Annotated in this window: 24 protein-coding genes; 7 read left to right on the plus strand and 17 right to left on the minus strand. The window is 41.8% G+C overall.

Annotated features, from left to right (window positions below; genetic code table 11):
* Positions 1 to 9: 9 nt before the first annotated feature.
* The 13 genes from lpxA to rpsB all read right to left on the minus strand — a co-directional run bounded on the left by lpxA (position 10) and on the right by rpsB (position 13,333).
* Positions 10 to 807, minus strand: a complete 798-nt coding sequence (gene lpxA / locus M1F05_RS16450) for an acyl-ACP--UDP-N-acetylglucosamine O-acyltransferase (RefSeq protein WP_206083757.1) — start codon at positions 805 to 807, stop codon at positions 10 to 12.
* A gap of 1 nt (position 808) precedes the next feature.
* Complete coding sequence (gene fabZ / locus M1F05_RS16455) at positions 809 to 1,261, minus strand: 3-hydroxyacyl-ACP dehydratase FabZ (protein ID WP_047756012.1); 453 nt, start codon at positions 1,259 to 1,261, stop codon at positions 809 to 811.
* 129 nt (positions 1,262 to 1,390) lie between these two features.
* Positions 1,391 to 2,428 (minus strand): UDP-3-O-(3-hydroxymyristoyl)glucosamine N-acyltransferase, encoded by a 1,038-nt coding sequence (gene lpxD / locus M1F05_RS16460; protein WP_206083756.1) that lies wholly within the window; start codon positions 2,426 to 2,428, stop codon positions 1,391 to 1,393.
* 3 nt (positions 2,429 to 2,431) lie between these two features.
* A complete protein-coding gene (gene skp, locus M1F05_RS16465; protein WP_206083755.1) occupies positions 2,432 to 2,926 on the minus strand; it encodes a molecular chaperone Skp in 495 nt (164 codons plus the stop codon).
* An 89-nt stretch (positions 2,927 to 3,015) separates the two neighbouring features.
* Complete coding sequence (gene bamA, locus M1F05_RS16470; protein ID WP_206083754.1) at positions 3,016 to 5,445, minus strand: outer membrane protein assembly factor BamA; 2,430 nt, start codon at positions 5,443 to 5,445, stop codon at positions 3,016 to 3,018.
* 41 nt (positions 5,446 to 5,486) lie between these two features.
* Positions 5,487 to 6,839 carry a sigma E protease regulator RseP gene (gene rseP / locus M1F05_RS16475; protein WP_206083753.1) on the minus strand — a complete coding sequence of 451 codons (1,353 nt, stop codon included), beginning with the start codon at positions 6,837 to 6,839 and terminating at the stop codon, positions 5,487 to 5,489.
* Between the two features lie 8 nt (positions 6,840 to 6,847).
* Positions 6,848 to 7,708: a phosphatidate cytidylyltransferase gene (gene cdsA / locus M1F05_RS16480; RefSeq protein ID WP_206083752.1), complete on the minus strand. Its 861-nt coding sequence runs from the start codon at positions 7,706 to 7,708 to the stop codon at positions 6,848 to 6,850.
* Between the two features lie 9 nt (positions 7,709 to 7,717).
* Positions 7,718 to 8,473, minus strand: a complete 756-nt coding sequence (locus M1F05_RS16485) for an isoprenyl transferase (RefSeq protein WP_206083751.1) — start codon at positions 8,471 to 8,473, stop codon at positions 7,718 to 7,720.
* A 186-nt stretch (positions 8,474 to 8,659) separates the two neighbouring features.
* Positions 8,660 to 9,853, minus strand: coding sequence for a 1-deoxy-D-xylulose-5-phosphate reductoisomerase (gene ispC / locus M1F05_RS16490; RefSeq protein WP_206083750.1), 1,194 nt, complete (start codon positions 9,851 to 9,853; stop codon positions 8,660 to 8,662).
* Between the two features lie 147 nt (positions 9,854 to 10,000).
* Entirely contained in the window at positions 10,001 to 10,558 is a 558-nt protein-coding gene (gene frr, locus M1F05_RS16495) for a ribosome recycling factor (protein ID WP_206083749.1), read from the minus strand.
* A 108-nt stretch (positions 10,559 to 10,666) separates the two neighbouring features.
* Positions 10,667 to 11,395 (minus strand): UMP kinase, encoded by a 729-nt coding sequence (pyrH, locus tag M1F05_RS16500; protein ID WP_206083748.1) that lies wholly within the window; start codon positions 11,393 to 11,395, stop codon positions 10,667 to 10,669.
* Positions 11,396 to 11,612: 217 nt separating this feature from the next.
* The gene (gene tsf / locus M1F05_RS16505; RefSeq protein ID WP_206083747.1) at positions 11,613 to 12,464 is read right to left on the minus strand and encodes a translation elongation factor Ts; all 852 of its coding nucleotides are present in this window, start codon (positions 12,462 to 12,464) and stop codon (positions 11,613 to 11,615) included.
* A 143-nt stretch (positions 12,465 to 12,607) separates the two neighbouring features.
* Positions 12,608 to 13,333, minus strand: coding sequence for a 30S ribosomal protein S2 (rpsB, locus tag M1F05_RS16510; RefSeq protein ID WP_102139937.1), 726 nt, complete (start codon positions 13,331 to 13,333; stop codon positions 12,608 to 12,610).
* A gap of 659 nt (positions 13,334 to 13,992) precedes the next feature.
* Between rpsB and map the strand changes: the two genes are divergently transcribed.
* From map to M1F05_RS16530, 4 genes are all read left to right on the plus strand, one after another.
* Positions 13,993 to 14,790: a type I methionyl aminopeptidase gene (gene map / locus M1F05_RS16515; RefSeq protein ID WP_206083746.1), complete on the plus strand. Its 798-nt coding sequence runs from the start codon at positions 13,993 to 13,995 to the stop codon at positions 14,788 to 14,790.
* A gap of 108 nt (positions 14,791 to 14,898) precedes the next feature.
* Entirely contained in the window at positions 14,899 to 17,535 is a 2,637-nt protein-coding gene (gene glnD / locus M1F05_RS16520; RefSeq protein WP_206083745.1) for a bifunctional uridylyltransferase/uridylyl-removing protein GlnD, read from the plus strand.
* 62 nt (positions 17,536 to 17,597) lie between these two features.
* On the plus strand, positions 17,598 to 18,425 hold the full coding sequence (dapD, locus tag M1F05_RS16525; protein ID WP_206083744.1) for a 2,3,4,5-tetrahydropyridine-2,6-dicarboxylate N-succinyltransferase: 828 nt from the start codon (positions 17,598 to 17,600) through the stop codon (positions 18,423 to 18,425).
* 412 nt (positions 18,426 to 18,837) lie between these two features.
* Positions 18,838 to 19,218, plus strand: a complete 381-nt coding sequence (locus tag M1F05_RS16530) for a DUF3461 family protein (protein WP_047755916.1) — start codon at positions 18,838 to 18,840, stop codon at positions 19,216 to 19,218.
* Between the two features lie 78 nt (positions 19,219 to 19,296).
* On the opposite strand, the gene M1F05_RS16535 is transcribed toward M1F05_RS16530, so the two are convergent.
* Genes M1F05_RS16535 through M1F05_RS16545 form a run of 3 tightly spaced genes read right to left on the minus strand, consistent with a single transcriptional unit; the run spans position 19,297 to position 20,868 of the window.
* Positions 19,297 to 19,749 (minus strand): flavodoxin, encoded by a 453-nt coding sequence (locus M1F05_RS16535; protein WP_047755915.1) that lies wholly within the window; start codon positions 19,747 to 19,749, stop codon positions 19,297 to 19,299.
* A 21-nt stretch (positions 19,750 to 19,770) separates the two neighbouring features.
* Positions 19,771 to 20,529 (minus strand): tRNA pseudouridine(65) synthase TruC, encoded by a 759-nt coding sequence (truC, locus tag M1F05_RS16540; RefSeq protein ID WP_206083743.1) that lies wholly within the window; start codon positions 20,527 to 20,529, stop codon positions 19,771 to 19,773.
* A 3-nt stretch (positions 20,530 to 20,532) separates the two neighbouring features.
* The gene (locus M1F05_RS16545; protein WP_206083742.1) at positions 20,533 to 20,868 is read right to left on the minus strand and encodes a YqcC family protein; all 336 of its coding nucleotides are present in this window, start codon (positions 20,866 to 20,868) and stop codon (positions 20,533 to 20,535) included.
* A gap of 240 nt (positions 20,869 to 21,108) precedes the next feature.
* Between M1F05_RS16545 and M1F05_RS16550 the strand changes: the two genes are divergently transcribed.
* Positions 21,109 to 21,996 (plus strand): DUF535 family protein, encoded by an 888-nt coding sequence (locus M1F05_RS16550; RefSeq protein WP_206083741.1) that lies wholly within the window; start codon positions 21,109 to 21,111, stop codon positions 21,994 to 21,996.
* Positions 21,997 to 22,442: 446 nt separating this feature from the next.
* On the opposite strand, the gene syd is transcribed toward M1F05_RS16550, so the two are convergent.
* A complete protein-coding gene (gene syd, locus M1F05_RS16555) occupies positions 22,443 to 23,003 on the minus strand; it encodes a SecY-interacting protein (RefSeq protein WP_206083740.1) in 561 nt (186 codons plus the stop codon).
* Positions 23,004 to 23,146: 143 nt separating this feature from the next.
* Between syd and queF the strand changes: the two genes are divergently transcribed.
* Positions 23,147 to 23,992 carry an NADPH-dependent 7-cyano-7-deazaguanine reductase QueF gene (gene queF / locus M1F05_RS16560; RefSeq protein ID WP_206083739.1) on the plus strand — a complete coding sequence of 282 codons (846 nt, stop codon included), beginning with the start codon at positions 23,147 to 23,149 and terminating at the stop codon, positions 23,990 to 23,992.
* A gap of 108 nt (positions 23,993 to 24,100) precedes the next feature.
* Positions 24,101 to 25,468, plus strand: a complete 1,368-nt coding sequence (gene ppnN, locus M1F05_RS16565) for a nucleotide 5'-monophosphate nucleosidase PpnN (RefSeq protein ID WP_206083738.1) — start codon at positions 24,101 to 24,103, stop codon at positions 25,466 to 25,468.
* Positions 25,469 to 25,479: the final 11 nt, after the last annotated feature.

Genomic DNA, 25,479 nt, shown 5'->3' on the forward strand with positions numbered 1-25,479 from the left:
ACCTTGTGATTAACGGATAATACCACGCTTAGATTGTGCAGAATCTTCTAAGAAATCACTAAACACTTTAACATGTTCGTTTACTTTTGCCGCTTCTGCGATTTCTTCACGTGCTTCTTCTAATGATTTACCTGAACGATACAACGTCTTGTATGCATTACGAATAGCATGAAGTGATTCTTTTTCAAAACCACGACGTTTTAAACCTTCAAGGTTTAAGCCAAATGGTGTTGCATGGTTACCTTGTGCGATAACATAAGGAGGTACATCTTGCGCCACACCAGAGCAACCACCAACCATAACATGAGCACCAATTTTACAAAATTGATGAACCGCAGTCATGCCACCAATAATCGCGTAATCGCCTAACGTGACATGGCCACCAAGGGTTCCGTTATTTGCAATAATGCAGCGATTACCAATGATACAATCGTGAGCTATATGCACGTTAACCATCAATAGGTTATCGTCACCCACTTTTGTTAGGCCAGTATCTTGGACGGTACCACGGTGGATCGTTACGCTTTCTCTAATGCGGTTTCTATCACCAATTTCAACACGAGTTGGTTCGCCTTGGTACTTCAAGTCTTGGTTAATTTCACCAATTGAAGCAAACTGGAAAATGACATTATCGCGGCCAATTTTAGTATGGCCATTAACAACAACGTGAGATTTCAGCTCAGTGCCTTCGCCAATTTCAACATTCGCGCCAATATAACAAAAAGGGCCAATACGCACATTGGCTCCAATAATCGCACCCTCTTCAACAATGGAGGAAGGATGGATATAGGCAGTATTGTCAATCATATCAGACCTCACGGCGACGGGCGCACATCATTTCTGCTTCGCAGGCCACTTCTCCATCAACTTTTGCAACGCCTTTAAAACGTGCGACTCCGCGACGTTCTTTAATAAATTCAACTTCTAAGACCATTTGGTCCCCAGGTAGAACAGGACGTTTAAAACGTGCATTGTCTATCGCTGCAAAATAATACAGTTCACCTGGCTCTAATTTTCCAACGCTTTTAAATGCAAGAATACCCGTTGCTTGCGCCATCGCTTCTAAAATTAAAACACCTGGGAAAATTGGTTTACCAGGAAAATGCCCTTGGAAAAATGGCTCGTTGAAGGAAACATTTTTAACTGCACGCAAAGATTTGCCTTCTTCAAAATCCAATACACGGTCAACCAAAAGGAATGGGTAACGGTGTGGAAGGAGCTCTAAAATTTCTTCAATATTCAGAGTATGATTATCACTCATCGAAATACTCTTCCTGTCTATTAATACGATTATTATTAACGAATCGGCCTGCTTTAACCTTAAATTAGGTTAACTGGCAGGCCGGAAAACGTAACTCAGATAACTATTTTAGCCTGAATTACAAAATGATTACTGATTTTTTTGATTTTGGCTATCTAATTCACGTTCAACATTTTTCAGGCGCTTATTCATCTCATTGATACTTAAGACTAAAGCAGCTGTTTTACGCCAAACTTTATTAGGTTGTAAAGGGATGCCTGAAGAGTAAACACCTGGTTCAGTGATAGGACGCATGACCATTCCCATTCCCGTTACTGTGACCTTATCGCAAATTTCCATATGGCCATTGATTACACTCGCGCCACCAATCATACAGTAACGACCGATTTTTAAGCTGCCAGCCATAATTACACCACCAGCAACTGCGGTATTATCACCAATAATGACATTATGTGCAATTTGGCACTGGTTATCGATAATAACCCCATTACCTATCACTGTATTGTCGAGTGCGCCCCGGTCAATTGTTGTACTTGCGCCGATCTCAACGCGATCGCCGATGATCACTGTACCTAATTGCGGGATTTTGATCCAATTACCGCGATCATTTGCATAGCCAAAGCCATCTGACCCGATCACAGTACCAGATTGCACTAAGCAGTGTTCGCCAATTTCAATATTGTGGTAAACGCTGACATTTGCCCATAAACGGGTGCCTGCCCCAATACGCGTGTTTTTACCCACAAAGCAACCTGCGCCAATCACCACGTTATCACCCAGTACAACACCACTTTCGATAACGGCATTTGCGCCAATTGCAATATTTTTACCGAGTGTTGCATCACTTGCAATCACTGCGGATGCATGAATATCTTCTGCCGGGCTTGGCGTGGTATCCATGATTTGAGCCATCCGTGCATAGGCTAAGTACGGGTTATCAACAACCAGTGCTGCTACTTTGCAGGATTCGAGATCTTTTGCTGTGAGGACCACCGCGGCAGCTTGGCAATCGGCCAATTTATCGCTGTAACGGCTATCAGATAAAAAAGTTATCTGTTGATTATTCGCTGAATGCATAGGCGCAATACTGGTGATGACGGTATCGCCATCACCATGTAATTGTGCATTCAACTGCTGAGCAAGGTCAGCCAATCGAATTGAAGACATCTATTATTTAACCTGTTTTTGAACCTGACTCGTGATGTCGATGCTATCTTTTGCATACGCAACTGCGTTTGCATCGATAACGACATCGTAGCCTTCTTTAGCGGCAACAGACTTAATAGAGTCCTGAATACGAGTTAAAATCTTATTACGCTCTTCACCTTGACGACGACGGTTGTCTTCTTCAAATTTCTGCGCTTTTTCAGCAAAAGTGTCACGTTTAGTCATGAGTTCGGATTCAAGCTTTTCGCGCTCGCTTTGCTTCATGGTAGCACCATCGCGACGCAGTTTTTCTACGCGCGATTGCAGGTCTTTTTCCAAATTCTGCAATTCAGTTGCACGGCTTTTGAATTCGCTTTCAAGCTGTTTAGCAACGGCTTCACGCGCAGGCATATTTTGGAAAATTTCACCAACGTTTACGATAGCGATTTTTTCAGCATAAGCCCCCGCAGACATTGCTAAAGCAATACTCACACCCGCTGCACACAACAATTTTTTCACACTAAACTCCTTAGCCCATATGTATGGTTGGAAATTTTGGTTGCCCCCATAAAATTATGGGAGCCTTCATAGATAGAAACTAGACTAGATTACCACGTTCTACCAATATTAAATTGGAACTGTTCTGATTTATCCCCTTCGTAGTCCTTAATCGGCTGCGCATAAGAGAAGACCAGTGGTCCAAGTGGGGACATCCATTGTAAAGCCACACCCGCTGAAGCACGGACATTGGATGCCTTACCGTAGTCAGGCATACCCGCACGCCAATCGGATGGAATACTATTCCAGTTAGTGTCCCATACAGTACCTGCATCAACGAAAAGAGAGGTACGAACCGAGTTCGAATATTTCTCATCGAGGAACGGTGTAGGGGTAATTAACTCAAATGATGCTGCATACATGGCGTTACCACCTACTGCATCACTCGATGGGCTACCTGGCTCAGGGCCATTTACCCAATTCCCTGCTGAATCCTTGAAACGCTTCAGGTAAACCGCTTTCGGACCGATATTGTTCGAGCGGAAACCACGAATGGTACTCGAACCACCCGCATAGAAGTTTTCATAGAATGGCATTTGCTTGCTGCCGATACCATCACCATAACCTGCTTGAGCACGACCCAGTACAACCCATGTTTCATCTTCATCTAATGGGTAATACTGCGCAGTATCAAAACGTAATTTATAGTATTCGTTATCGGAGCCAGGAATAGTCACTTTACCAGAGACATTCGTTTTATTACCTGAAGTTGGGAAGAAACCACGGTTTAACGAGTTGTATGTCCAGCCTAAGTTAAGCGTAAAGTCATCCGCATCAAAACTTTCTTTATTACGGCCATTTTCTGTGATTGGTGGATTTTTACCCATAGAATCAAGGTAATCCCACATCGCAGCTTGCGCACGCATATCAGATAGTTTGTTATGAACATAACCCGCTCCCACACGGAAAGAGTTATTTTCATTGAATGGGAAGCTTAAGAAACTATCTAAGCCATACGTTTTGTTGTTATAGCCAGACAGGTCAGCATCTTTCGCGCTAAAGTCGTTATAGAAAATACGACCCCCCAAGCTCACACCATTAACAGTGAAGTAAGGGTCAGTAAAGGAGAACTCAACGTTAGTTGAATAGTCATTTTTACTTGCGTTGATACCAACCGCGTTACCTGTACCTAACCAGTTATCCTGTGTAACACCGACTTGGAAGCTCACGCCACTTTCTGTACCAAAACCGATACCGAAGTTCATCGAGCCTGTATTACGTTCTTTAACTTTATAGATAACATCAACTTGATCAGGGCTGCCTGGCACACGCTGAGTTTCAACATCAACAGTTTCGAAATACCCTGTACGATTCAGACGTTCTTTACCAAGCTCGACAAGGTCATTCCCCAGCCATGCTCCTTCCATTTGACGCATTTCGCGACGTAGGACAGTATCTTTACTGGTGTCATTACCTTGGAAACGAATTTCACGAACGTAGAAACGGTTACCTGCATCAATGTTCAGATGTAATTTAACTGTTTTATCGGTGTCGTTAATTTCAGGCTGAGTCATCACTCGTGGATAGGCATAACCATAACGACCAAACAATTCTTTGATCTGGTTTTCCATCCGCGTCACTTGCGCACCATTGTATAACTCACCTGGTGTAATTGTGATCAGCTCTTTGATTTCATTTAAATGTTCAGCCGTATTACCATTAATTTCAACGCCAGAAATTTTGTACTGGTCGCCTTCAGTAATGTTAATCGTGATGTAAATACCTTTTTTGTCTGGGGTCAGACTGACTTGTGTTGAGTCAATATTAAAGCGTGCATAACCGCGATCAAGATAGAAACTGCGCAGCGTTTCTAAATCACCTGCCAGTTTTTGCTTCTGATATTTTTGGTCAGCCGCAAGGTTCCACCATGGGACATCATCACGTAATTGCAGCTTGTTAACCAATTCAGCAGTCGTGTAGTTTTTGTTCCCCACAATGTTAATCTGCTGAATTTGCGCAGAAACACCTTCGGAGAATACAAATTTTAAATCCACACGATTACGCGGTAATGGCGTCACAACGGCTTTCACTGTCGCGTTGTATTTACCCACACTGTAGTAAAAGTCTTCTAAGCCTTTTTCAATATTCGCGATTGTCGTGCGGTCAAGTGCCTCACCTACGCGAATATTTGAAGCCTCCAAGTTCTGCTTGAGCATATCGTCTTTAACAGATTTATTACCTGTAAACGTGATGCTTGCGATGGTTGGCCGCTCTTTAACTTGAACGATCAGCGTGTTTCCATCACGCAGGACCCTAACATCTTCGAAGTTACCCGTTGAAAATAGTGAACGAATCGAACGACTGATATCGTCGTTATCAATCGAATCACCAACCCTAACTGGCATGTTCAATAATGCTGCACCAACGGCGACGCGTTGTAGACCTTCGAAACGAATGTCTTTAACTACGAATCCGTCTGAACCGTATGCAGTGGCGCTGCCTAGAAGCAGCGACGCTATGAGCAACTTTTTCATCGCCATCGTTGTTATGCGTATTCCTTACTGGTCCCCAGCTTACAAAATTAGAAGCGAGAGAAATCATTAAAAAGTGCAAGTCCCATTAACAGAATCAATGCCATTGCACCTATCCGAAAACTAAAGTCTTGTACTCGCTCAGACACTGGACTTCCCTTAATTTTTTCAATTAATAAGAAGAGCAAATGCCCCCCATCTAAAACAGGCAATGGAAACAGATTGATGATACCTAAATTCACGCTAATAAGCGCAATAAACATCAAATAATATACCAAGCCTGATTCGGCTGATACCCCCGCTCCTTTCGCGATAGATATCGGACCGCTTAAGTTATTGAGTTTGACATCCCCAACAACTAATTTACCCATCATGTTGACCGTTAGCTTCATCAACTGCCACGTTTTATCACTTGCTTGGTAAAACGCAGAAAATGGCCCGTATTGCTGAACCATTTTATATTCATCTGCCAACGGTAACACTGAAAGTTCCACCCCCGCAAATCCAATTTTCTCACCACGCTGCCCATCTTGGCTGTCTGGCGTTAAGGTGAGTGAAATACGTTGTGAAGAACGTTCAATTTCTAATTTTAACGGTGTTCCCGGATTCATACGAATAATTCGAGTCACAGGATTCCAATACCCAAGTTCCTCACCGTTAACACTCACAATTCTATCGCCTGGAATTAAGCCCGCGCGTTCACCAGCTTGACCCGCTGTTACTTTTTGAATCACAGGGTCAATTCTGACTGAAACTGGCATAATACCCAGTGACAAAATCGGATCTTGCTTTTCAGGATCAAATTTCCAGTCAGTTAAATCAACTGTTTTGGTTATGGGTTCACTATACCCTTGTGGCAACACTTGCGCAGTTAACTCGCGATCACCTATTTTGCCAACTAATGCTAAGCGCGCCGAATTCCAATCAGGTGTTTCGATACCATCAATGGATTTTAGTTCCATTTTGGGTTCAAAATTCGCAACTGCTGCAATCGAACCAGGTTTTATATCCTCAATAACTGGCTTAACAGAAGGAACACCAATCATAAAGACTATCCAGTAGACAACAATAGCTAACAAAAAGTTCGCAATTGGGCCAGCACTAATAATTGCCGCACGTTGCCCTACCGTTTTATTGTTAAATGCTTCATGTCGGCGTTCAGGAGAAACGTCACCAACACGTTCATCCAACATTTTGACATAACCGCCCAGCGGGATTAACGCAAGGACAAACTCAGTACCGTGTTTATCTACTTTACGCCACAACGTTTTACCAAAGCCAATGGAGAAACGCTCAACATAAACGCCACAGCGACGTGCAACCCAATAATGGCCAAATTCGTGTACGGTTATCAGCACACCAATTGCAATAATAAATGCCGCTAAGCTCCAAATAAATCCCATTTATCTTCCTACAGCCCAAAGCCGTTAAAAATTAACAAATTCAGCCCAGCAAACACTGGAATTGCTGCAGTTAAGCTATCAATACGGTCAAGGATACCACCGTGACCAGGGATTAAATGACTACTATCTTTAATACCAGATTGGCGCTTAAACATACTTTCCGTTAAATCGCCAAATACAGATACTACAACAACAATAATTGAAGTCACTAGCAAATAATCTGGCATAGCAGGGATTGGCGCATATGCACTAAATACCCAAGAAATAATCCCAGCTGTGATTAAACCACCAACGAGGCCTTCCCACGTTTTGCCTGGCGAGACTTTTGGGGCCATTTTATTACGGCCAATCGTACGACCAAAGGCATAAGCACCAGAGTCTGCCCCCCATACCAATAACATGACATACAGTAGCCACCATGCACCAATAGCGGTGTCATTCTGGTAGCCCACGGTACGTAGTGCCATCATTCCGCAGTAGAAAGGGATTATGGTTAATACCCCAAATAATAAGCGAATAATAACAGATTTACCCCATGACGCTGATGCTGGATAAGTGACAACAAGGATAATAGCAACAACCCACCAGACCAGCCCTGCCCATAGTCCATAAAGGATCATTGGCGCATTGGATAATACCGTGATGTCAGGGATTGAAAATTGTATTGCAAGTAATATTGCAGCAAAAACAACTGCTAAGCTAATTCGTTTAACCTGTGAGTGCCATCCTGCAAATTGTGCCCATTCCCAAGCACCTAGTGCAGAAACAGCAATCACAACTAAACCAAAATTCGCTGGAGAAAGAAAAAACAACGCCGCAATAACAATTGGTATCAATACTATCGCAGTAAGCAAACGATATTTCAGCACATCTATCCCCTATTCTTTGACGAGTTCGTCATCTGATTCAGCCCCACCATAACGACGCTCGCGCTTACTAAATGCATCAACCGCATCCTGAAACACCATTTCATCAAAATCTGGCCACAAAACGTTGGTGAAATAAAATTCCGCATAAGCGACTTGCCATAACAGGAAGTTGCTAATTCGATGTTCTCCCCCTGTTCTGATGACTAAGTCGACATTCTCTTGGTCATGCATACAGATTGAGTTATTAATAGAGTCTTCACTGATATCATCAATAGAAAGCTCACCACTTTGCACTTTTGCAAAGATTTGCTTCACACTATTGGCGATATCCCAGCGCCCACCATAGTTCGCTGCAATATTTAATATTAAGCCTGTATTGTTTTGCGTCAGTGCTTCTGCTTTATCAATGCGTTTTCTAAGACGCTCGCTAAAGCGGTCAATATCCCCTATCACTTTTAATTTAACATTGTTCTTGTGTAGGTTTTTGACTTCATTATCGAGTGCAAAAACGAATAATTCCATCAACGAACTGACTTCTTTTTCAGGCCTTCGCCAATTTTCACTGCTAAATGCATAAAGCGTGAGCGAGCTGATTTTATTTTTTACCGCAAAACGCACAGAATTACGTACAGATTCAACACCTGCCTTATGGCCTGTTATTCTGAGTTTTCCTCTCTGTTTTGCCCATCGCCCATTACCATCCATAATGATAGCGACATGCTTAGGCATCATCGATTCAGAGAGATTTTCACCACTAGAGTTCATTAAATGTTAATCCTTGTAAGTACCGCTTTGAGAATACCACTCAATAATAACCACTATTATTAAGTTTGCTGATAAGACACATCCTTAATTCTCTGCTAAATACTAGGTTATCTTTCTTTTTTTAAACGCATCACATATTAAAGATAAATTATGGTTATCAGCAACTAAATAAATCACATACCAAGCTTAAACTGTCTGAGCGATTATTTTTATCGCATCACGACGTGCACATTCATCGATTTCTAAGACCTCTTCAATAGAAACAGGTTCAGAAAAAACTTGGTTTTCTAGGATTTTGTGATTAATTTTCGCGATATCTGTAAAACGAATTTTCCCTTCAAGGAACGCCGCTACCGTCATTTCATTTGCCCCATTCAGTGCTGTTGTCGCTGCTTGCCCTTGATGACACGCATCAATAGCAAGTTTCAAACAAGGGTAGCGCTGATAATCAGGTTGCACAAATGTTAACGATGAAAGGCTAGAGAAATCAAGCGGTTTTGCGCCTGACATAATACGCTGTGGGTAAGCCATGCTATACGAAATTGGGGTGCGCATATCAGGGGTACCAAGCTGTGCGATGACGCTGCCATCACGATATCTCACCATTGAGTGGATCACCGATTGCGGGTGAATAATCACTTCCATCTGATCAGCATTTGCATTGAAGAAATAACAGGCTTCAATATATTCTAGCCCTTTATTCATCATAGTCGCTGAATCAACTGAAATTTTACGTCCCATCGACCAATTCGGGTGATTACACGCTTCATCTGGCGTCACGTTATCAAAGTGCGATAGTGGTGTATCTCTAAATGGGCCACCTGAGCCTGTTAAAACAATACTGGAAATACCTGAAGCCGTTAAATCAGCAAAACCTAAGTTGAGCTGAATAATTTCAGGTAAACTTTGGAAGATAGCATTATGCTCACTATCAATTGGAAAGACTGAGGCATTATGTTGTCGAATCTCATTAAAGAATAAGCGGCCACTGGTAATTAAAGACTCTTTATTCGCTAATAATATTCTTTTACCTTTGCGGATCGCCGCCAAGGTGGGTAATAGCCCAGCAACACCCGTGATTGCTGACATTACTTGGTCTGCCTCATCAAGACCTGCAAGGTCAATTGCTGCTTGTTTGCCCGACAACACTTCTGTTTTGTTATTATTCTCAGATAAAATTGTCCGTAATGCCTTCGCCGATAACTCATCCGCCATGGCGGCATATTTCGGATTAAACTCAAGACACTGCTTTGCCATTTCGGCAACATTTTTACCTGCAACAAGGGCAAGAACTTGGAATTTTTCAGGATTTTGACGAACAACAGAAAGTGTATTAGTACCAATTGAACCTGTTGAACCCAGGACTGTCAGACGTTTCATAGTGATCGGATACTCTGTATTAATTCAATACTGAGATTATATCAGCTTAGTGATAAGAAAGGATTTTTTAATGGGTACGAAAAATAATAAAGCCACGCTAACGCACACTTTTACAGTTTGCATTGGTGGCTTTATCATCATAATGGATTAAAACTCCATCAATTCTGCTTCTTTTTGCGCTAATGACTCATCAACTTTCTTGATGTAGCTATCAGTCAGCTTTTGAATGTCATCTTGTGAACGACGCTCATCATCTTCACTAATTTCTTTATCTTTTAGCAGCGCTTTTACTTTGTCATTAGCGTCACGACGCACGTTACGAACAGCGATACGACCTTGCTCCGCTTCACCACGAACCACTTTAATTAAGTCTTTACGACGTTCTTCCGTTAACGGAGGAAGCGGAACACGGATAACAGTGCCAGCAGAAGATGGGTTCAAGCCTAAATCAGACGCCATAATCGCTTTTTCAATCGCAGGTGACATGCTACGGTCAAAAACAGAAATAGCTAATGTACGTGAATCTTCAACCGTCACGTTAGCTAATTGGCGTAATGGTGTCGCTGAGCCATAATATTCAACAGTGATACCATCTAATAAACTTGGAGATGCACGGCCTGTACGAACTTTGCTGATTTGGTTTTTGAATGCTTCAAGGCTCTTTTCCATACGGTCTTGAGCATCTTTTTGGATTTCGTTAATCACGTTTTCAACCCTTAAGAACTGATTATTAAAGGCCGCAATGCGACCTCGCTTAAATTGTCTGAATTTATCTTAGATAATACATTTAAACTCAGGCTGTGTCTCTGAGTATTAGTTGTGAGAAATCAGAGTACCTTCGTTTTCGCCCATGACAACACGGCGTAATGCACCTGGTTTATTCATATTGAAAACACGAATTGGTAAGTTATGATCGCGAGCTAATGTGAAGGCAGCTAAGTCCATCACTTTTAATTCACGTTCCAAAACCTCTTGATAATTCAGGTTTTCATATAATACAGCATCAGGGTCTTTTGCTGGATCAGCTGAATAGACGCCATCAACTTTTGTGGCTTTTAACACAACATCCGCTTCAATTTCAATACCGCGTAAACACGCTGCAGAGTCTGTTGTAAAGAATGGATTACCTGTTCCCGCAGAAAAAATAACAACACGGCCGTGACGTAGCAAGCTGATGGCTTCTGCCCAGCTGTAATTATCACAGACGCCGTTTAATGGAATAGCAGACATCAGTCTTGCATTCACATAAGCACGGTGCAAAGCATCGCGCATAGCGAGTCCGTTCATCACCGTGGCTAACATACCCATGTGGTCACCGACAACACGGTTCATACCAGCTTGTGCCAAACCAGCACCACGAAACAGGTTACCACCGCCAATAACCACACCGACCTGTATACCCAGTTCTATGAGTTCTTTGATTTCCTGAGCCATACGATCTAAAACGCTAGCATCGATACCAAAACCTTCTGCGCCTTGTAAGGCTTCGCCACTTAATTTAAGCAGAATACGCTGATAAACGGGTTTTGCATTGGTAGCCATGGTGTTCTGTCCTAACAGATTATTTATTGGGGTAACATACGCAGAACACACAGGTTCTACATACCTAAATTTGAATAGATTTTTAAACCTTAATTACCCACGTAATATTTCAAGCCAAAAGATAACGTTGATGGTCTCTCATACCCGCTAACTCATGTTTGTTTACTTGAAAGAAACGTGAATAAAACAGAGCCGCCAATTGGCGGCCCTTAGTTGATTACTTGCTCATCGCAGCAACTTCTGCTGCAAAGTCAGTTTCAACTTTCTCGATACCTTCACCAACTTCGAAACGAAGGAAACCAGAAACAGTAGCACCTTTCTCTTTCAGTAAGTCACCAACAGATTTGCTTGGATCCATGACGAAAGGTTGGCCAGTCAAAGAGATTTCGCCAGTGAATTTGTTCATGCGACCGATAACCATTTTTTCAGCGATCTCGCGTGGTTTACCTGATTGCATTGCGATGTCTAACTGAATTTGGTGCTCATGAGCAACAACATCAGCTGGAACGTTGTCTGGAGTCACATATTCAGGTTTGCTTGCAGCGATGTGCATAGCGATGTGTTTCAGTAATTCTTCGTCTGCGCCTTCGCCAGCGACTAAAACACCAATACGAGCACCGTGCAGGTAGCTACCTACTTGTGCGCCTTCCAGAATAGCAACGCGACGAATATTGATATTTTCACCAATTTTCGCAACTAATGTTGTACGAGCTTCTTCGAATTTTGCTTTCAGCGCGTCGATGTCAGCATTTTTATCAGCAACAACAGAAGCTAAAACTTCTTTACCGAATGCTAAGAAACCTGCGTCTTTAGCAACGAAGTCAGTTTCACAGTTCAGCTCAACCAGAGCACCTGTTTTACCATCGTTGAAAACTTCAGTCAGGATAACACCTTCAGCTGCAACACGGCCTGCTTTTTTAGCCGCTTTTGCTTGACCTGATTTACGCATGTTATCAATCGCTAATTCGATGTCGCCATTAGCTTCAACAAGTGCTTTTTTACATTCCATCATACCTGCGCCAGTACGTTCGCGCAGTTCTTTTACCAATGCAGCGGTAATTCCAGACATGTGATTTATTCCTCGATATTCCCCGTGAGAGTCTTCCCCACGTGGATAGTTCTGATTCATATATAAAAGGGGCCTAAATCAGGCCCCTTCTAACATATAGCAGTACCTGTATAGCAATACCTGTTAATAAGGTTAAAACCTTATTATTCAGCTTCTACTAAGCTTTCTTCTGCTTGAACAGCCAGATCTTGCGAACGACCTTCACGAACGGTGCTTGCTACAGCGCCCAGATACAGTTTGATTGCACGGATTGCATCGTCGTTACCAGGGATAATGAAATCAATACCATCTGGATCAGAGTTAGTATCAACGATAGCAAATACTGGGATACCCAGGTTGTTTGCTTCTTTGATAGCAATGTGTTCGTGGTCTGCATCGATAACGAACAGAGCGTCAGGTAAACCGCCCATATCTTTGATACCGCCTAAGCTGTTTTCTAACTTGCCAAGTTCACGAGTACGCATCAGCGCTTCTTTCTTGGTCAGTTTGTCGAAAGTACCGTCTTGTGATTGAACTTCTAAATCTTTCAGACGTTTGATTGACTGACGAACAGTTTTCCAGTTAGTCAACATTCCGCCTAACCAACGGTGGTTAACGAAATATTGGTCACAGCTGTTAGCAGCTTCTTGAACGGCTTCGCTTGCAGCACGCTTAGTACCAACAAACAGAATTTTGCCTTTACGAGAAGCAATTTTAGTCAACTCAGCCAGAGCTTCGTTGAACATTGGAACAGTTTTTTCCAGGTTGATGATATGAACTTTATTACGCGCGCCGAAAATGAAAGGTTTCATTTTTGGGTTCCAGTAACGAGTCTGGTGACCAAAGTGAACGCCCGCTTGTAACATATCGCGCATGGAAACAGTTGCCATTTAATACCTCTGTATTTAAGTAATTGGGGTTATGCCTCCACGAATCCCATACTACCGACTCCAAAGCTGCGTCTAAACGCATAAGAGCACCCCGGCGCACGTGTCGATTCGTGTGTGTTATACACAATTGAGTTTAAGTTTCGCAAATCCAATTTCCTTTTCAGGAAACCTCATTTTGCTGCCATAAGTTGACATTTCAATGAAGATGAGAAGAAATAATATGGATTGCCGGCGCGCTTTATACCATAAAACCAACTTAGAAGCCAACTTTTGTTGATTTTTTCACACATAAAAATGCGTGAAAAATGGATTTTATGGTTCGCATTTCGCCTATCTAATACGTGATCCGTATTGGGTTAATTATAGACCTTTTTTGATGTGATGAAAAAGCCCTATTTTTATAATGGATACTCATTCACTTACTGGTATTTTTTGCAATTTGTGCGGTTAAAAGCTCAAAATGAACAAGCCGCTCGCTTCTGTTACCTTATTCTAATAGCAACTTCAACTCTCGAACCTTTCGATAGCTAGTTGGCAGAAAATGCGGTGGCTGTTACCATAAGTGTTATTAATGCTAAAAAATGGTCTCAAAAACCCATTTTCAACCTCTCATTTTTTAACATGTCATCAATCATTGCTGGCATGAATGGACTGAACTCATGGCTATTATTATCAAAACTGAAGAAGATATTCAGAAAATGCGTGTTGCTGGCCGCTTAGCTGCCGAAGTATTAGAAATGATCGCACCGCATGTGGTACCAGGTGTTAGCACAGGTGAGCTGGATAGACTTTGCCATCAACACATTGTTGATACACAACAAGCAATTCCAGCATGCCTGAACTACCATGGTTTTCCAAAATCCGTTTGTATTTCCGTTAATGATGTTATCTGCCACGGTATTCCAAGCGATGAAAAAATCCTAAAAGACGGTGACATCGTGAATATCGATGTCACCGTGATTAAAGAAGGCTTCCACGGCGATACTTCAATGATGTTTATTGTTGGAAAACCAACTATTCAAGGCGAACGCCTGTGCCAAGTCACCCAAGAAAGCCTATATTTAGCCATTCGTATGGTTAAACCTGGCATTCGCCTACGTACCATCGGTAAAGCGATTCAAGAATTCGTTGAAAAACAAAGTTTCTCCGTTGTTCGTGAATATTGTGGTCACGGTATTGGCGAAGGTTTCCATGAAGAGCCACAAGTGCTGCATTATGATGCAGATGACAGTGGCGTCATTCTGCAAAAAGGCATGGCATTCACCATCGAACCGATGGTGAATACAGGCGACCACCGTATTCGCACGATGAAAGATGGCTGGACGGTAAAAACCAAAGATCGCGGCTGGTCTGCACAATATGAGCACACCTTAGTTGTCACCGACAATGGCTGTGAGATCCTCACACTGCGTAAAGAAGAAGAGCCGTTTATTTCTGCGGTTTTAGTTAACGAATAAATTTCCCCAAGAACCCTCGATTAAGAGGGTTCTTCCTCTGTTCATCTTTCACAAAAAACCGTAAGCTGGTCGTAGTTTCTTTATGGCTATCAATACGGAAAGATAAAGATGACGGCATCCTCTGCAACATATCTTGCACCAAACCACTTCACTGCCCACGACCTTGACCTCATTACCTTAAGGCAACATGTTGATGATTTTGATCGTTGGCTTGAAGACAGCTTTAATCAAGGTAAAAATGTGGTTGATTTAATTCACGTTCGCAGTGATTACCTTGATGCTTTGCTAACAAGGCTTTGGCAGGCTTTCGAATTCGACAAACAAGCAAATATGTCCCTTGTGGCTGTCGGGGGCTATGGGCGACATGAGCTCCATCCACTTTCTGATATTGATATTTTAATTCTCAGTAAACAACCACTTCCCGAGGATATCGCTACAAAAATTGGCCAATTTATCACGTTACTGTGGGACTTACGCTTTGATATTGGGCATAGCGTCCGTTCTCTTGCTGAATGTATCGAAGCAGGCAATACCGATTTAACAACAGCAACCAATTTAATCGAATCACGGCTTATTTGCGGTGATATCACCCTTTTCTTATCGCTACAAAAAACCATTTTCAGTGATGATTTTTGGCCATCAGCCACCTTTTTTGCGGCAAAAATTGCTGAGCAACAAGAACGCCACCAGCGTTACCATAGTACCAGTTACAATTTAGAACCCGACATCAAAAGCAGCCCTGGCGGCCTACGGGATATTCATACCTTACTTTGGGTTGGAAGGCGCCATTTTGGTGCGACCACAGTAGATGAGATGGTTGGTTTTGGTTTTTTGACTGAAGAAGAACGCCAAGAGCTCAAAGAATGCCTCACTTTTTTATGGAAAATTCGTTTCGCGCTCCACTTAGTGGTGAAGCGCCACGATAACCGTTTACTGTTCGATCGCCAATTTAGCGTTGCACGTTTACTAGGCTATGTCGGTGAGAAAAATCAGCCTGTAGAACGCATGATGAAAGATTTTTATCGTGTGACTCGCCGCGTGAGGGAGCTAAATCAAATGCTATTACAGCTATTTGATGAAGCGATTTTAACCCTTAAACCAAATGAAAAACCGCGACCGATTGATTCACAATTTCAATTACGCGGCACATTAATTGATGTTATCGATGAAAACCTATTTATCAACCAACCTGCCGCTATTTTAAAAATGTTCTACCAAATGGCTCGCTATCCAAACATCACGGGTATCTATTCCACAACATTGCGTCTACTGCGCTTTGCTCGACGAAACTTGAGCCTGCCACTGTGTGAAATCCCTGAGGCACGCAAGTTGTTCCTAAAAATTCTGCGCCACCCACGAGCAATTAAAGGCGCATTTGTTCCCATGCACCTGCACAGCGTACTTAGCGCCTATACGCCGCTTTGGAGCAACATTGTTGGGCAAATGCAGTTTGACTTGTTTCACGCCTATACCGTTGACGAGCACACCATCCGTGTTTTACAAAAAATCGACAGTTTTACACTTGAAGAAAACCGTCGCGAGCACCCTTTGTGTGTCAGCGTTTACCCTAAACTGCTACAACCTGAGATTTTACGCCTTGCGGCTATCTTCCATGATATCGCCAAAGGCCGTTCAGGGGATCACTCCGATTTAGGCGCTGATTTTGTGTATGACTTTGCGCTACTGCATGATTTATCAGCAAAAGAAGCTGAGCTTGCTGCATGGCTTGTTAAAAACCACTTATTGATGTCGGTTACTGCTCAACGCCGAGATATTCAAGACCCTGATGTTATCAAGCAATTTGCAGGTGAGGTGAAATCGGTTTCTCGACTTAACTATTTGATGTGTCTAACGGTTGCAGATATTTGCGCCACCAATAGCACTTTATGGAACAGCTGGAAGCAGAGCTTAATTCGCGAACTCTTCCTATCAACGGAACATCAGCTCAACCAAGGCATGCAAAGTACGCCAGATTTACGGGAGCGCATTCGCCATCACCGCAATCAAGCGTTATCTCTGCTTCGCCCTCTTGCAATTGATGAAGAGAAACTGCAAAAACTGTGGTCACGCTGCCATGCCGACTATTTTTTACGCCACACCCCGTCGCAACTCGCTTGGCATGCCAAAAACCTGTTACATCATGATTTAACTCAGCCTTTAGTGCTAATCAGCACTCAACCGAAACATGGTGGAACAGAAATTTTTATTTGGTGTCACGATAAATCGCATCTGTTTGCCGCCGTAGCCAGTGAACTAGACCGTCGCAATTTAAGCATTCACAGCGCTCAAATATTCACCAATAAAGACAATATGGCGATGGATACCTTTGTAGTCCTTGAGCCAAATGGCTCGCCGCTCGCCAAAGACCGTTATGACCACATACGCAAAATGTTGTTACTGGCGGTACAGCAACCTGAAATTTCCCTGCCGAAACAACGTACATTGCCCTCTAAATTGCGCCATTTTACGGTTCCTACCAAGGTCAACTTCTTGCACTCCACCAATGAACGCCGTACCTACATGGAATTATTCGCGTTAGACCAGCCCGGTTTGCTGGCAAGAATTGGCCATATTTTTGCACAGCTAGAAATTTCTTTATACGGCGCGAGGATCACCACAATTGGCGAAAAAGTAGAGGATTTCTTTGTGTTAGCAGATAAAGAACACAAAGCACTCGATAAAAAAATGCAACAAGTGTTATCAGAAAGGTTGACAGAAGCCCTACAATCGAAGGATAAAATATAACGTTCATCACATTTTTATGGTGAACGCTCACTTTTATGTTATTCAAGAGGGAAATAGAATCAATGCAGCATTTACAAGCGATCATTGAAAACGCATTTGAAGACCGTGCTAACATCACGCCAAATACGGTTTCAGCCCCCGTTAAACAAGCCGTTTTGGACACTATCGCGTTATTAGATAGCGGTAAACTGCGTGTTGCCGAAAAAATCGCAGGTGTCTGGGTCACTCACCAATGGTTAAAAAAGGCCGTCTTACTGTCATTTCGTATCCAAGACAATCAAGTGATTGACGGTGCTGAAAGTCGCTACTTCGACAAAGTACCAATGAAATTTGCCGATTACGACCAAACACGCTTCGAAAAAGAAGGTTTTCGCGTTGTACCACCTGCCGCGGTTCGTAAAGGTGCCTATATCGCCAAGAACAGTGTACTCATGCCATCTTATGTCAATATTGGTGCCTATGTCGATGAAGGAACAATGGTCGACACTTGGGCAACAGTGGGCTCTTGTGCACAAATTGGTAAAAACGTGCATTTATCTGGCGGTGTCGGTATTGGTGGCGTGTTAGAACCATTACAAGCGAACCCAACCATTATCGAAGACAACTGCTTTATTGGCGCACGCTCTGAAGTTGTTGAAGGTGTCATTGTCGAGGAAGGCTCGGTGATTTCCATGGGCGTCTATTTGGGGCAAAGCACTAAAATTTATGACCGTGAAACAGGCGAAATTTTTTATGGCCGCGTTCCTGCGGGGTCTGTCGTTGTATCGGGCAATTTACCGTCGAAAGAGGGTAACTACAGCTTATATTGTGCAGTCATCGTCAAGAAAGTGGATGAAAAAACGCGCGGAAAAGTTGGCATCAATGAATTATTAAGAACTATTGATGAATAACTAGTTTTCTAACAGTTTCTCCTCCTGAACCTTTTACTGCTGTTTTTGAATCACTTAGCAGTAATCTGGTAAAACGAAGCTATCCCGAAATGCATACGCTGTATGCAACTCGGGTGGCCAAGTTCCCTTATCTCCCCCACATCTCCTTTTTCTTTTCACCGTTTTATTGCAAAGAGAAGTTGGTCAATTTCGAGAAATCGCGCATAATATGTTCGTGACTTTTGCCGTTTACCATCAATAAAACTGTATTATTTTATTTTTCATTATCATGATGCTATTTACGTAATGGCTTAATGTTATTTACGTCTTTAGGTCAATAGCACAGTACAAGAGAAATAGACTGGTATTGTTGCGGCCTGTTCACACGATTATTCTGTTCACCGACTCTGACTCTACAGTTAAGCGAGCTAACATGTACGATAATTTGAAAAGTTTAGGCATTAGTAACCCTCAGGATATCGACCGCTATACCCTGCGCCAAGAAGCAAATAACGATATTTTGAAAATTTACTTCCGTAAAGACAAAGGGGAATTTTTTGCCAAAAGTGTAAAATTCAAATACCCACGCCAACGTAAAACTATCGCGGATGGTGGTAATAATTTCAAAGAGATCCACGAAATTAACACCAACCTTCGCTATGCCATTGAAGAACTTGATCAAATTTGCCAAACAGATAAAACTGATATTGATTTAAAACACAAAATCCTTGATGACTTACGTCATTTAGAACATGTAGTTTCAAACAAAATTGCAGAAATTGAAGCTGACTTAGAAAAACTGACTCGTAAGTAACTGACCTGCAAAATAATTTACTGCGCCGTGAAATCACCTGAATTCGTATCGAAAAGGGTTACTCCACGGTGCAGGTACTTAAAGTAATTCACTCCACGCTTCAACCCACGGTTTTGCAAACTCTTCAGGAACATCCACTTCAATAGCGTCAATAAAAAGAATATCACCAATACGCGTAGCTGATTGTTCGGTCAGCACTTCATCAAAACGTAACCCAGCGCCACAAAAACTTTCATAACTGCTATCACCTAAGGCAATTAACCCATAACGTAAATCAGGTTGGTAACCAACAACATCATTGATTTCATTAAAAAGTGGTGCAATAGAGTCAGGTAAATCACCTTGTCCTGTAGAGGAAGTCACGATTAACGCAATTTCATTTCCTGAATTGTATAATTGCCAATCATTCAGAGTGGGTTCGTCAAAGACAACCACTTCATGCCCTCGTTCCTCTAAGATTTCTTGTGCTATTTCAGCCACAGCTAAAGAGTTGCCATAGACAGTACCAACAAAGATACCTATTTTTGACATAACGCCTCCCTCTAAATTTATTTAAACTGATGGATTAATAACTTTCATACTTAAATTAGCGACTTGTGCTGACCATCCAAACTGCTCAATCAGTGATATCCATTGTGCATCCCAAGGTGCAACCAGAGATATATTTTCTTCTGTTATAGGGTGACTTAAATTTAATTGACTTGCGTGCAACATTAGACGCGACACAGAAAAATGTTCTGTTACCCCTCGATTTTGGCGTAAGTCACCATGTTTACTATCCCCAATAATTGGGTGACGTAAGTGAGACATATGCCGCCTAAGCTGATGTTTTCGACCTGTTTGTGGTGTTAATTCGACTAAACTAAAGCGTGCTGTTTCATAGCGACCGATGGCCACAGGGCATTCCACCGTCGCAATTGGACGGCAATGGGTAATGCACTCTTGTAACACAGGCTCCCGAGTGGCATGTTTGTCTGCAATTTTGTCTAACTCTTCCCGTAAAGGGTAATCAATAGTTTGCTCATCTGTCAGATAGCCACGCACAATGGCATGATACGTTTTCTCTAACTGATGTTTTTCAAACTGAGTAGCTAGCAACCTCGCAATGTCACTCGATAACGCAAATAATAAAATACCTGATGTCGGTCTATCGAGACGATGAATGGGATAAACATATTGGCCAATTTGGTCACGCAATGTTTGCATCACAAAAACAGTTTCTTTGCTATCTAACCAACTGCGGTGAACTAACATACCTGCGGGTTTATTCACCGCAATCATATATTCATCTTGATAAATGATTTCTAACATCAATCACCCGTTTGAATTAGTTGAAAAGATGCTGTCTAGCTCACGCAAGTGCTGGATAAGAGCCACATATTGCTCTTCTTCATCGTGCTTATAGGCTTCTTCAAAATACGGCGCGATAGCAAAATTTGCAGGTAACATGCCACCTTGGTCAATAATCGCTTGTAAACGTGGAATTAAGATCCATTGTAGCCATTCCAGTGCTTCCATCGTATCAATACAAAATGGCTCGACACTTTTAAACGCATCCTGTTCAGGTGGATGCTCACGCCACAATACTTTTAATTTCATTTCCTCTTCGAGATGGCGAAGCTTTTCAACAATGCGTTGTTCTTTGTTCATATGTAACCCTTTTAACCTTTATGCTGCGAAATATACTGTAATTTTGCCAATGATTCTGTCGGATAAATGGGGTTGTTCTGTCTTATATACAAGCGGGTTTACTTCTATTGCATTTATTTATTCATAATAAATTCAATTCAATAAGTTTCGTTGATGTTTTGTTAGGGTGTATACGGATATAATAAAATGTTTTTTTTAATTGAATTTTAGCAAAATAATTAACAATAAAATGGTCTATCTATGGGATTACTAAAGCAGTGGCGCAAGGAAAATAAGGCATGGAAGGCCTTCAGTGGTAAATATGTTGAGCTCAAAAGAAAAATTCGCATAGCGAAACTCCCTTCAGTGCAATATCAACAGTACCAAGGCATGTGTCAGACATATCAAAGTGCTCAGTTCGCTTCTGCAATTAACGGAGTTCCCCATTTTATTGAGCGCCCAATTAATAAATATCTGCATAAAGCTTGGAGTGGAAAGCAAAAATTGCTGACAGCAAGCTATACACTGGATTTAATTGAAAAAACCTTTACCCCTAAAGCCGTCGAAAAAATGTTTTCGGCAAAACGTGAAGGGTTAACTGTTGCAAATATTGAGCTGAAATCTGGTGATTTTGCACAGCTCACCTTGATTTATTCTCAATACCCAAGAGAAGGCGATCTTACCTTACACCTGCGTAATGAAACGGGTGATGATATCTATTTAATGAGTTTTTCTTTTGGGCCTGAAGGGCAACTCTATGTTTGCTCACTGCAAGGCCCATCAACCGACCAAAGTGTTGAGCAGGTTCGCCTAATCACCAAACAAATGCATGGTATGAGGCCCAAAAACCTATTAATGTCTGCTGTTTATGCTGTCGCGACCTATTTCAAAGTGACATCAATCCAAGGCATTTCAAACAATAGCCATATTAAGAGCCAACATTTAAAATCGAGCTATGATACTTTTTGGCAAGAATGTAGTGCAACATTATCATCTGATGGTTGGTACCAGCTTCCATTACAAGAGCCAGTTCGTGATATAGAATCCGTGAAAAGCCAGCGTCGTGCTGAATTTCGTCGACGTGAAGCACTTCGTGATGCGATGAGCCAAGAAATTATTGCATCACTCAGTGCGAACTCAACGAAGTAACAATCCGTTGATTACAAGCTAGAATAACAAAAAAAGCCAGCCGGCCTAAATCAGGCCGACTGGCTTAACATCACATTTTAGATTTTAATGCATCCTGCAAAACGACATCCTGTCGTTCAACATCCTGTTGAATAAAACAATTTAATAGGTTGTTCCTGCCTATTAAGCAGTCCATCGCTTTGGTTTTTTCATTTTTTATACATTACGATGTATAAAAAGCTAAACGAACTTACCCTGTCCAGCGGCATAAGAATGTATTAAATCTATTAATGAAACAACCTAGCTGAGCAAACAAAAATTAATTTAAAAAAGCGGCGTTTCCATTATCGGTAGTAACGTCATGATATTAAAAGTTAATTAATTATCATTTAAATAAAATTAAATAACTTTGAGAAATTACTTAACCCAATTGTAAGTCCTGACTTACAACATTTATCCTAAAATACTTACTCCTGAAGCTCAACAACAGGGAGTAACTCTTCAATAAAACTCGCTAAATTTGGTGAAAGTACGCGCCGCTCTTGGCTACCAAATTTTTCTAAGATCACCTCCCCTGTCAAATTACACAACGAGATCATTTCAATTTCAGAGTCTATTGTGGCAATAAACAGAGTTGGCGATAACTTTAAACGCTTTTGAGTGACTAAATGCCCAATTAAATTTTCTTGTAAGCGAATAAAATCCTCTTCATTCCATACTTGTACCAAACTTAAGGTAATATCACGAAATGTGGCTTTCATATCCCCAGCCAGCTGAGTGGTATAAAAGTGATGAATATCGTCCTGTAAACTGATATCCAATGCCGTAGCGACTTTATTTAAATGTGCATCCTTAATGGGAAATGCTTGCGGTTCCCAATAGACCCAGTTCTCGCCTGTTCTCACGACACAAGGAGAAGGAATACCATATAAATCAACAGATGCAGGTGGTAACCCCGTTTGTTGTTCCCACGCTGAAATATAGTTTTGAGTAAAACGCTGTAACGCTTGAGAGAGTATTGTATTCATAATTACGTAATTTTTACGGCTAGCCTAAATTGAAAGACGTCAATATGATGGATAAATGGTATTATGACAGATGTTTGCAGGCGAATAAAATGTACTCATTGCGCCTTTTAGCCTCATTTTGTTTATGAAGTATAAGGATCACTATGTCACACTACCAGAACAATCCCGCTCTTGACAATTTAACCCTCGGGAAAAAAACGGCGTATCACGACCAATACGATGCCTCGCTACTGCAGCCCGTCCCAAGGAGCTTAAACCGTGATCCACTGGATATTTATGCAAATTCACTGCCATTTCATGGTGCTGATATTTGGACCTTATATGAACTTTCTTGGCTAAATCAAAGTGGCGTTCCCCAAGTGGCTATTGGTTCAATCAGTGTGGATGCAACAAGTGACAACCTGATTGAGTCTAAAAGTTTTAAGCTCTATCTCAACAGCTTTAATCAAACTCGCTTTGAAACTTGGGAAAATGTGCGAAGCGTTTTGCAAAATGACTTAAGCCACTGTGCTAATGGCAAAGTTGACGTTACACTTCATAAGCTAGAGGCTTTTTCTCATCAGCCAATCTTACCCTTTAAAGGGCTGTGTATTGATGAGCAAGACATTACTATCGAACAGTACGAGTTTAATCGTGACTATCTAGCGGGTTGTACTCAAGAACCGATTGTTGAAGAAACATTAGTCAGTCATTTGCTAAAATCGAATTGTTTGATTACAAATCAACCTGACTGGGGCTCTGTACAAATCCACTACCATGGCCCTAAAATCAATCATGAAGCGCTCTTACGCTATTTGGTTTCGTTTCGCCATCATAATGAGTTTCATGAGCAGTGTGTTGAACGAATTTTTAACGACATTATGCAACTGTGTAGACCCGAAAAATTGAGTGTTTACGCGCGTTATACCCGCCGCGGGGGGCTGGACATTAACCCATGGCGTAGTAATGAAATTTTTGAACCTGAACTTGGTCGTTTGGCTCGCCAATAAGTACACATGTAGTTAAAAAATGCTTGAAAAACAGTTGAAAAGTAAATGCACTAGTGTATTTGCGGTACAATTCACCTATCAAGAACCCATGGGGTAAAGGAGTACTACTTGATTACGCATATCAGTCCATTAGGATCTATGGATCTACTTTCGCAGCTTGAAGTTGACATGCTTAAACGCACTGCAAGTAGCGATTTATACCAGTTATTTAGAAACTGCTCACTCGCGGTTTTACATTCTGGAAGCCTTACTGATAGCAGTAAAGAGCTACTAGAAAAAAGCAAAGACTTTGATATCAACGTATTACGTCGTGAACGTGGTGTAAAACTTGAGCTTATCGAGCCACCAGAAAAAGCATTTGTTGACGGGAAAATTATTCGTACTTTGCAAGCTAACTTATTTGCAGTTTTACGCGATATTTTATTCGTTCATGCGCAAATAAACCAAGCTAAAGAGCAACTCCATTTTGATACGGAAAATGGCACGCACATCACCAATATGATTTTCTCTATCCTACGCAATGCTCGTGCATTACATATTGATGATGACCCAAGCATGATAGTTTGCTGGGGCGGCCACTCAATAAATGAAATTGAATATCAATATGGCCGTAAAGTTGGTAACGAACTGGGTTTACGTGAACTGAATATCTGTACGGGCTGTGGGCCTGGTGCGATGGAAGCCCCAATGAAAGGTGCAGCTGTTGGTCATGCCCAACAACAGTATAAAGATAGCCGTTTCATTGGCTTAACCGAACCTTCAATCATCGCAGCAGAGCCACCTAACCCATTAGTTAACGAGTTAATTATTATGCCTGACATTGAAAAACGGTTAGAAGCGTTCGTCCGTTTAGGTCACGGTATTATTATTTTTCCAGGTGGCGTTGGTACCGCTGAAGAGCTGCTGTATTTGCTGGGCATCTTGATGGATCCAGCCAATAAAGAGCAAGTTCTCCCGCTTATTTTAACGGGTCCGAAAGAAAGCGCTGAATACTTTGAAGTCCTCGATGATTTTATCCGACATACTTTAGGGGATGAAGCGAGCAAACACTATCAAATCATTATCGATGATGCTCAAGAAGTGGCGCGTGTGATGAAAAGAAGTATGCCACAAGTGAAAGAGAATCGCCGTAGCACAGGCGATGCATACAGCTTCAACTGGTCAATTAAAATTGCGCACGACTTGCAGCATCCGTTTGAACCAACACATGAAAACATGGCCTCACTGAACCTTCATCCAGGGCAAGCACCTGAAAAATTGGCTTCAGATTTACGCCGTGCGTTCTCTGGTATCGTTGCAGGTAATGTGAAGGAATTTGGTATGAAAGCCATTGAAAAACATGGCCCATTCAAAATTCACGGTGATAGCGATCTCATGAGGCGTATGGATGTGTTACTCCAAGGCTTTGTTGAACAACATCGAATGAAATTGCCAGGTGGCACTGCATATGAGCCTTGCTATGAAATCGTGAAATAAATCTGTAATGG

The sequence above is a fragment of the Providencia sp. PROV252 genome, assembly GCF_033676005.1.
In the GTDB taxonomy this organism is placed as follows: Bacteria; Pseudomonadota; Gammaproteobacteria; order Enterobacterales; family Enterobacteriaceae; genus Providencia; species Providencia vermicola.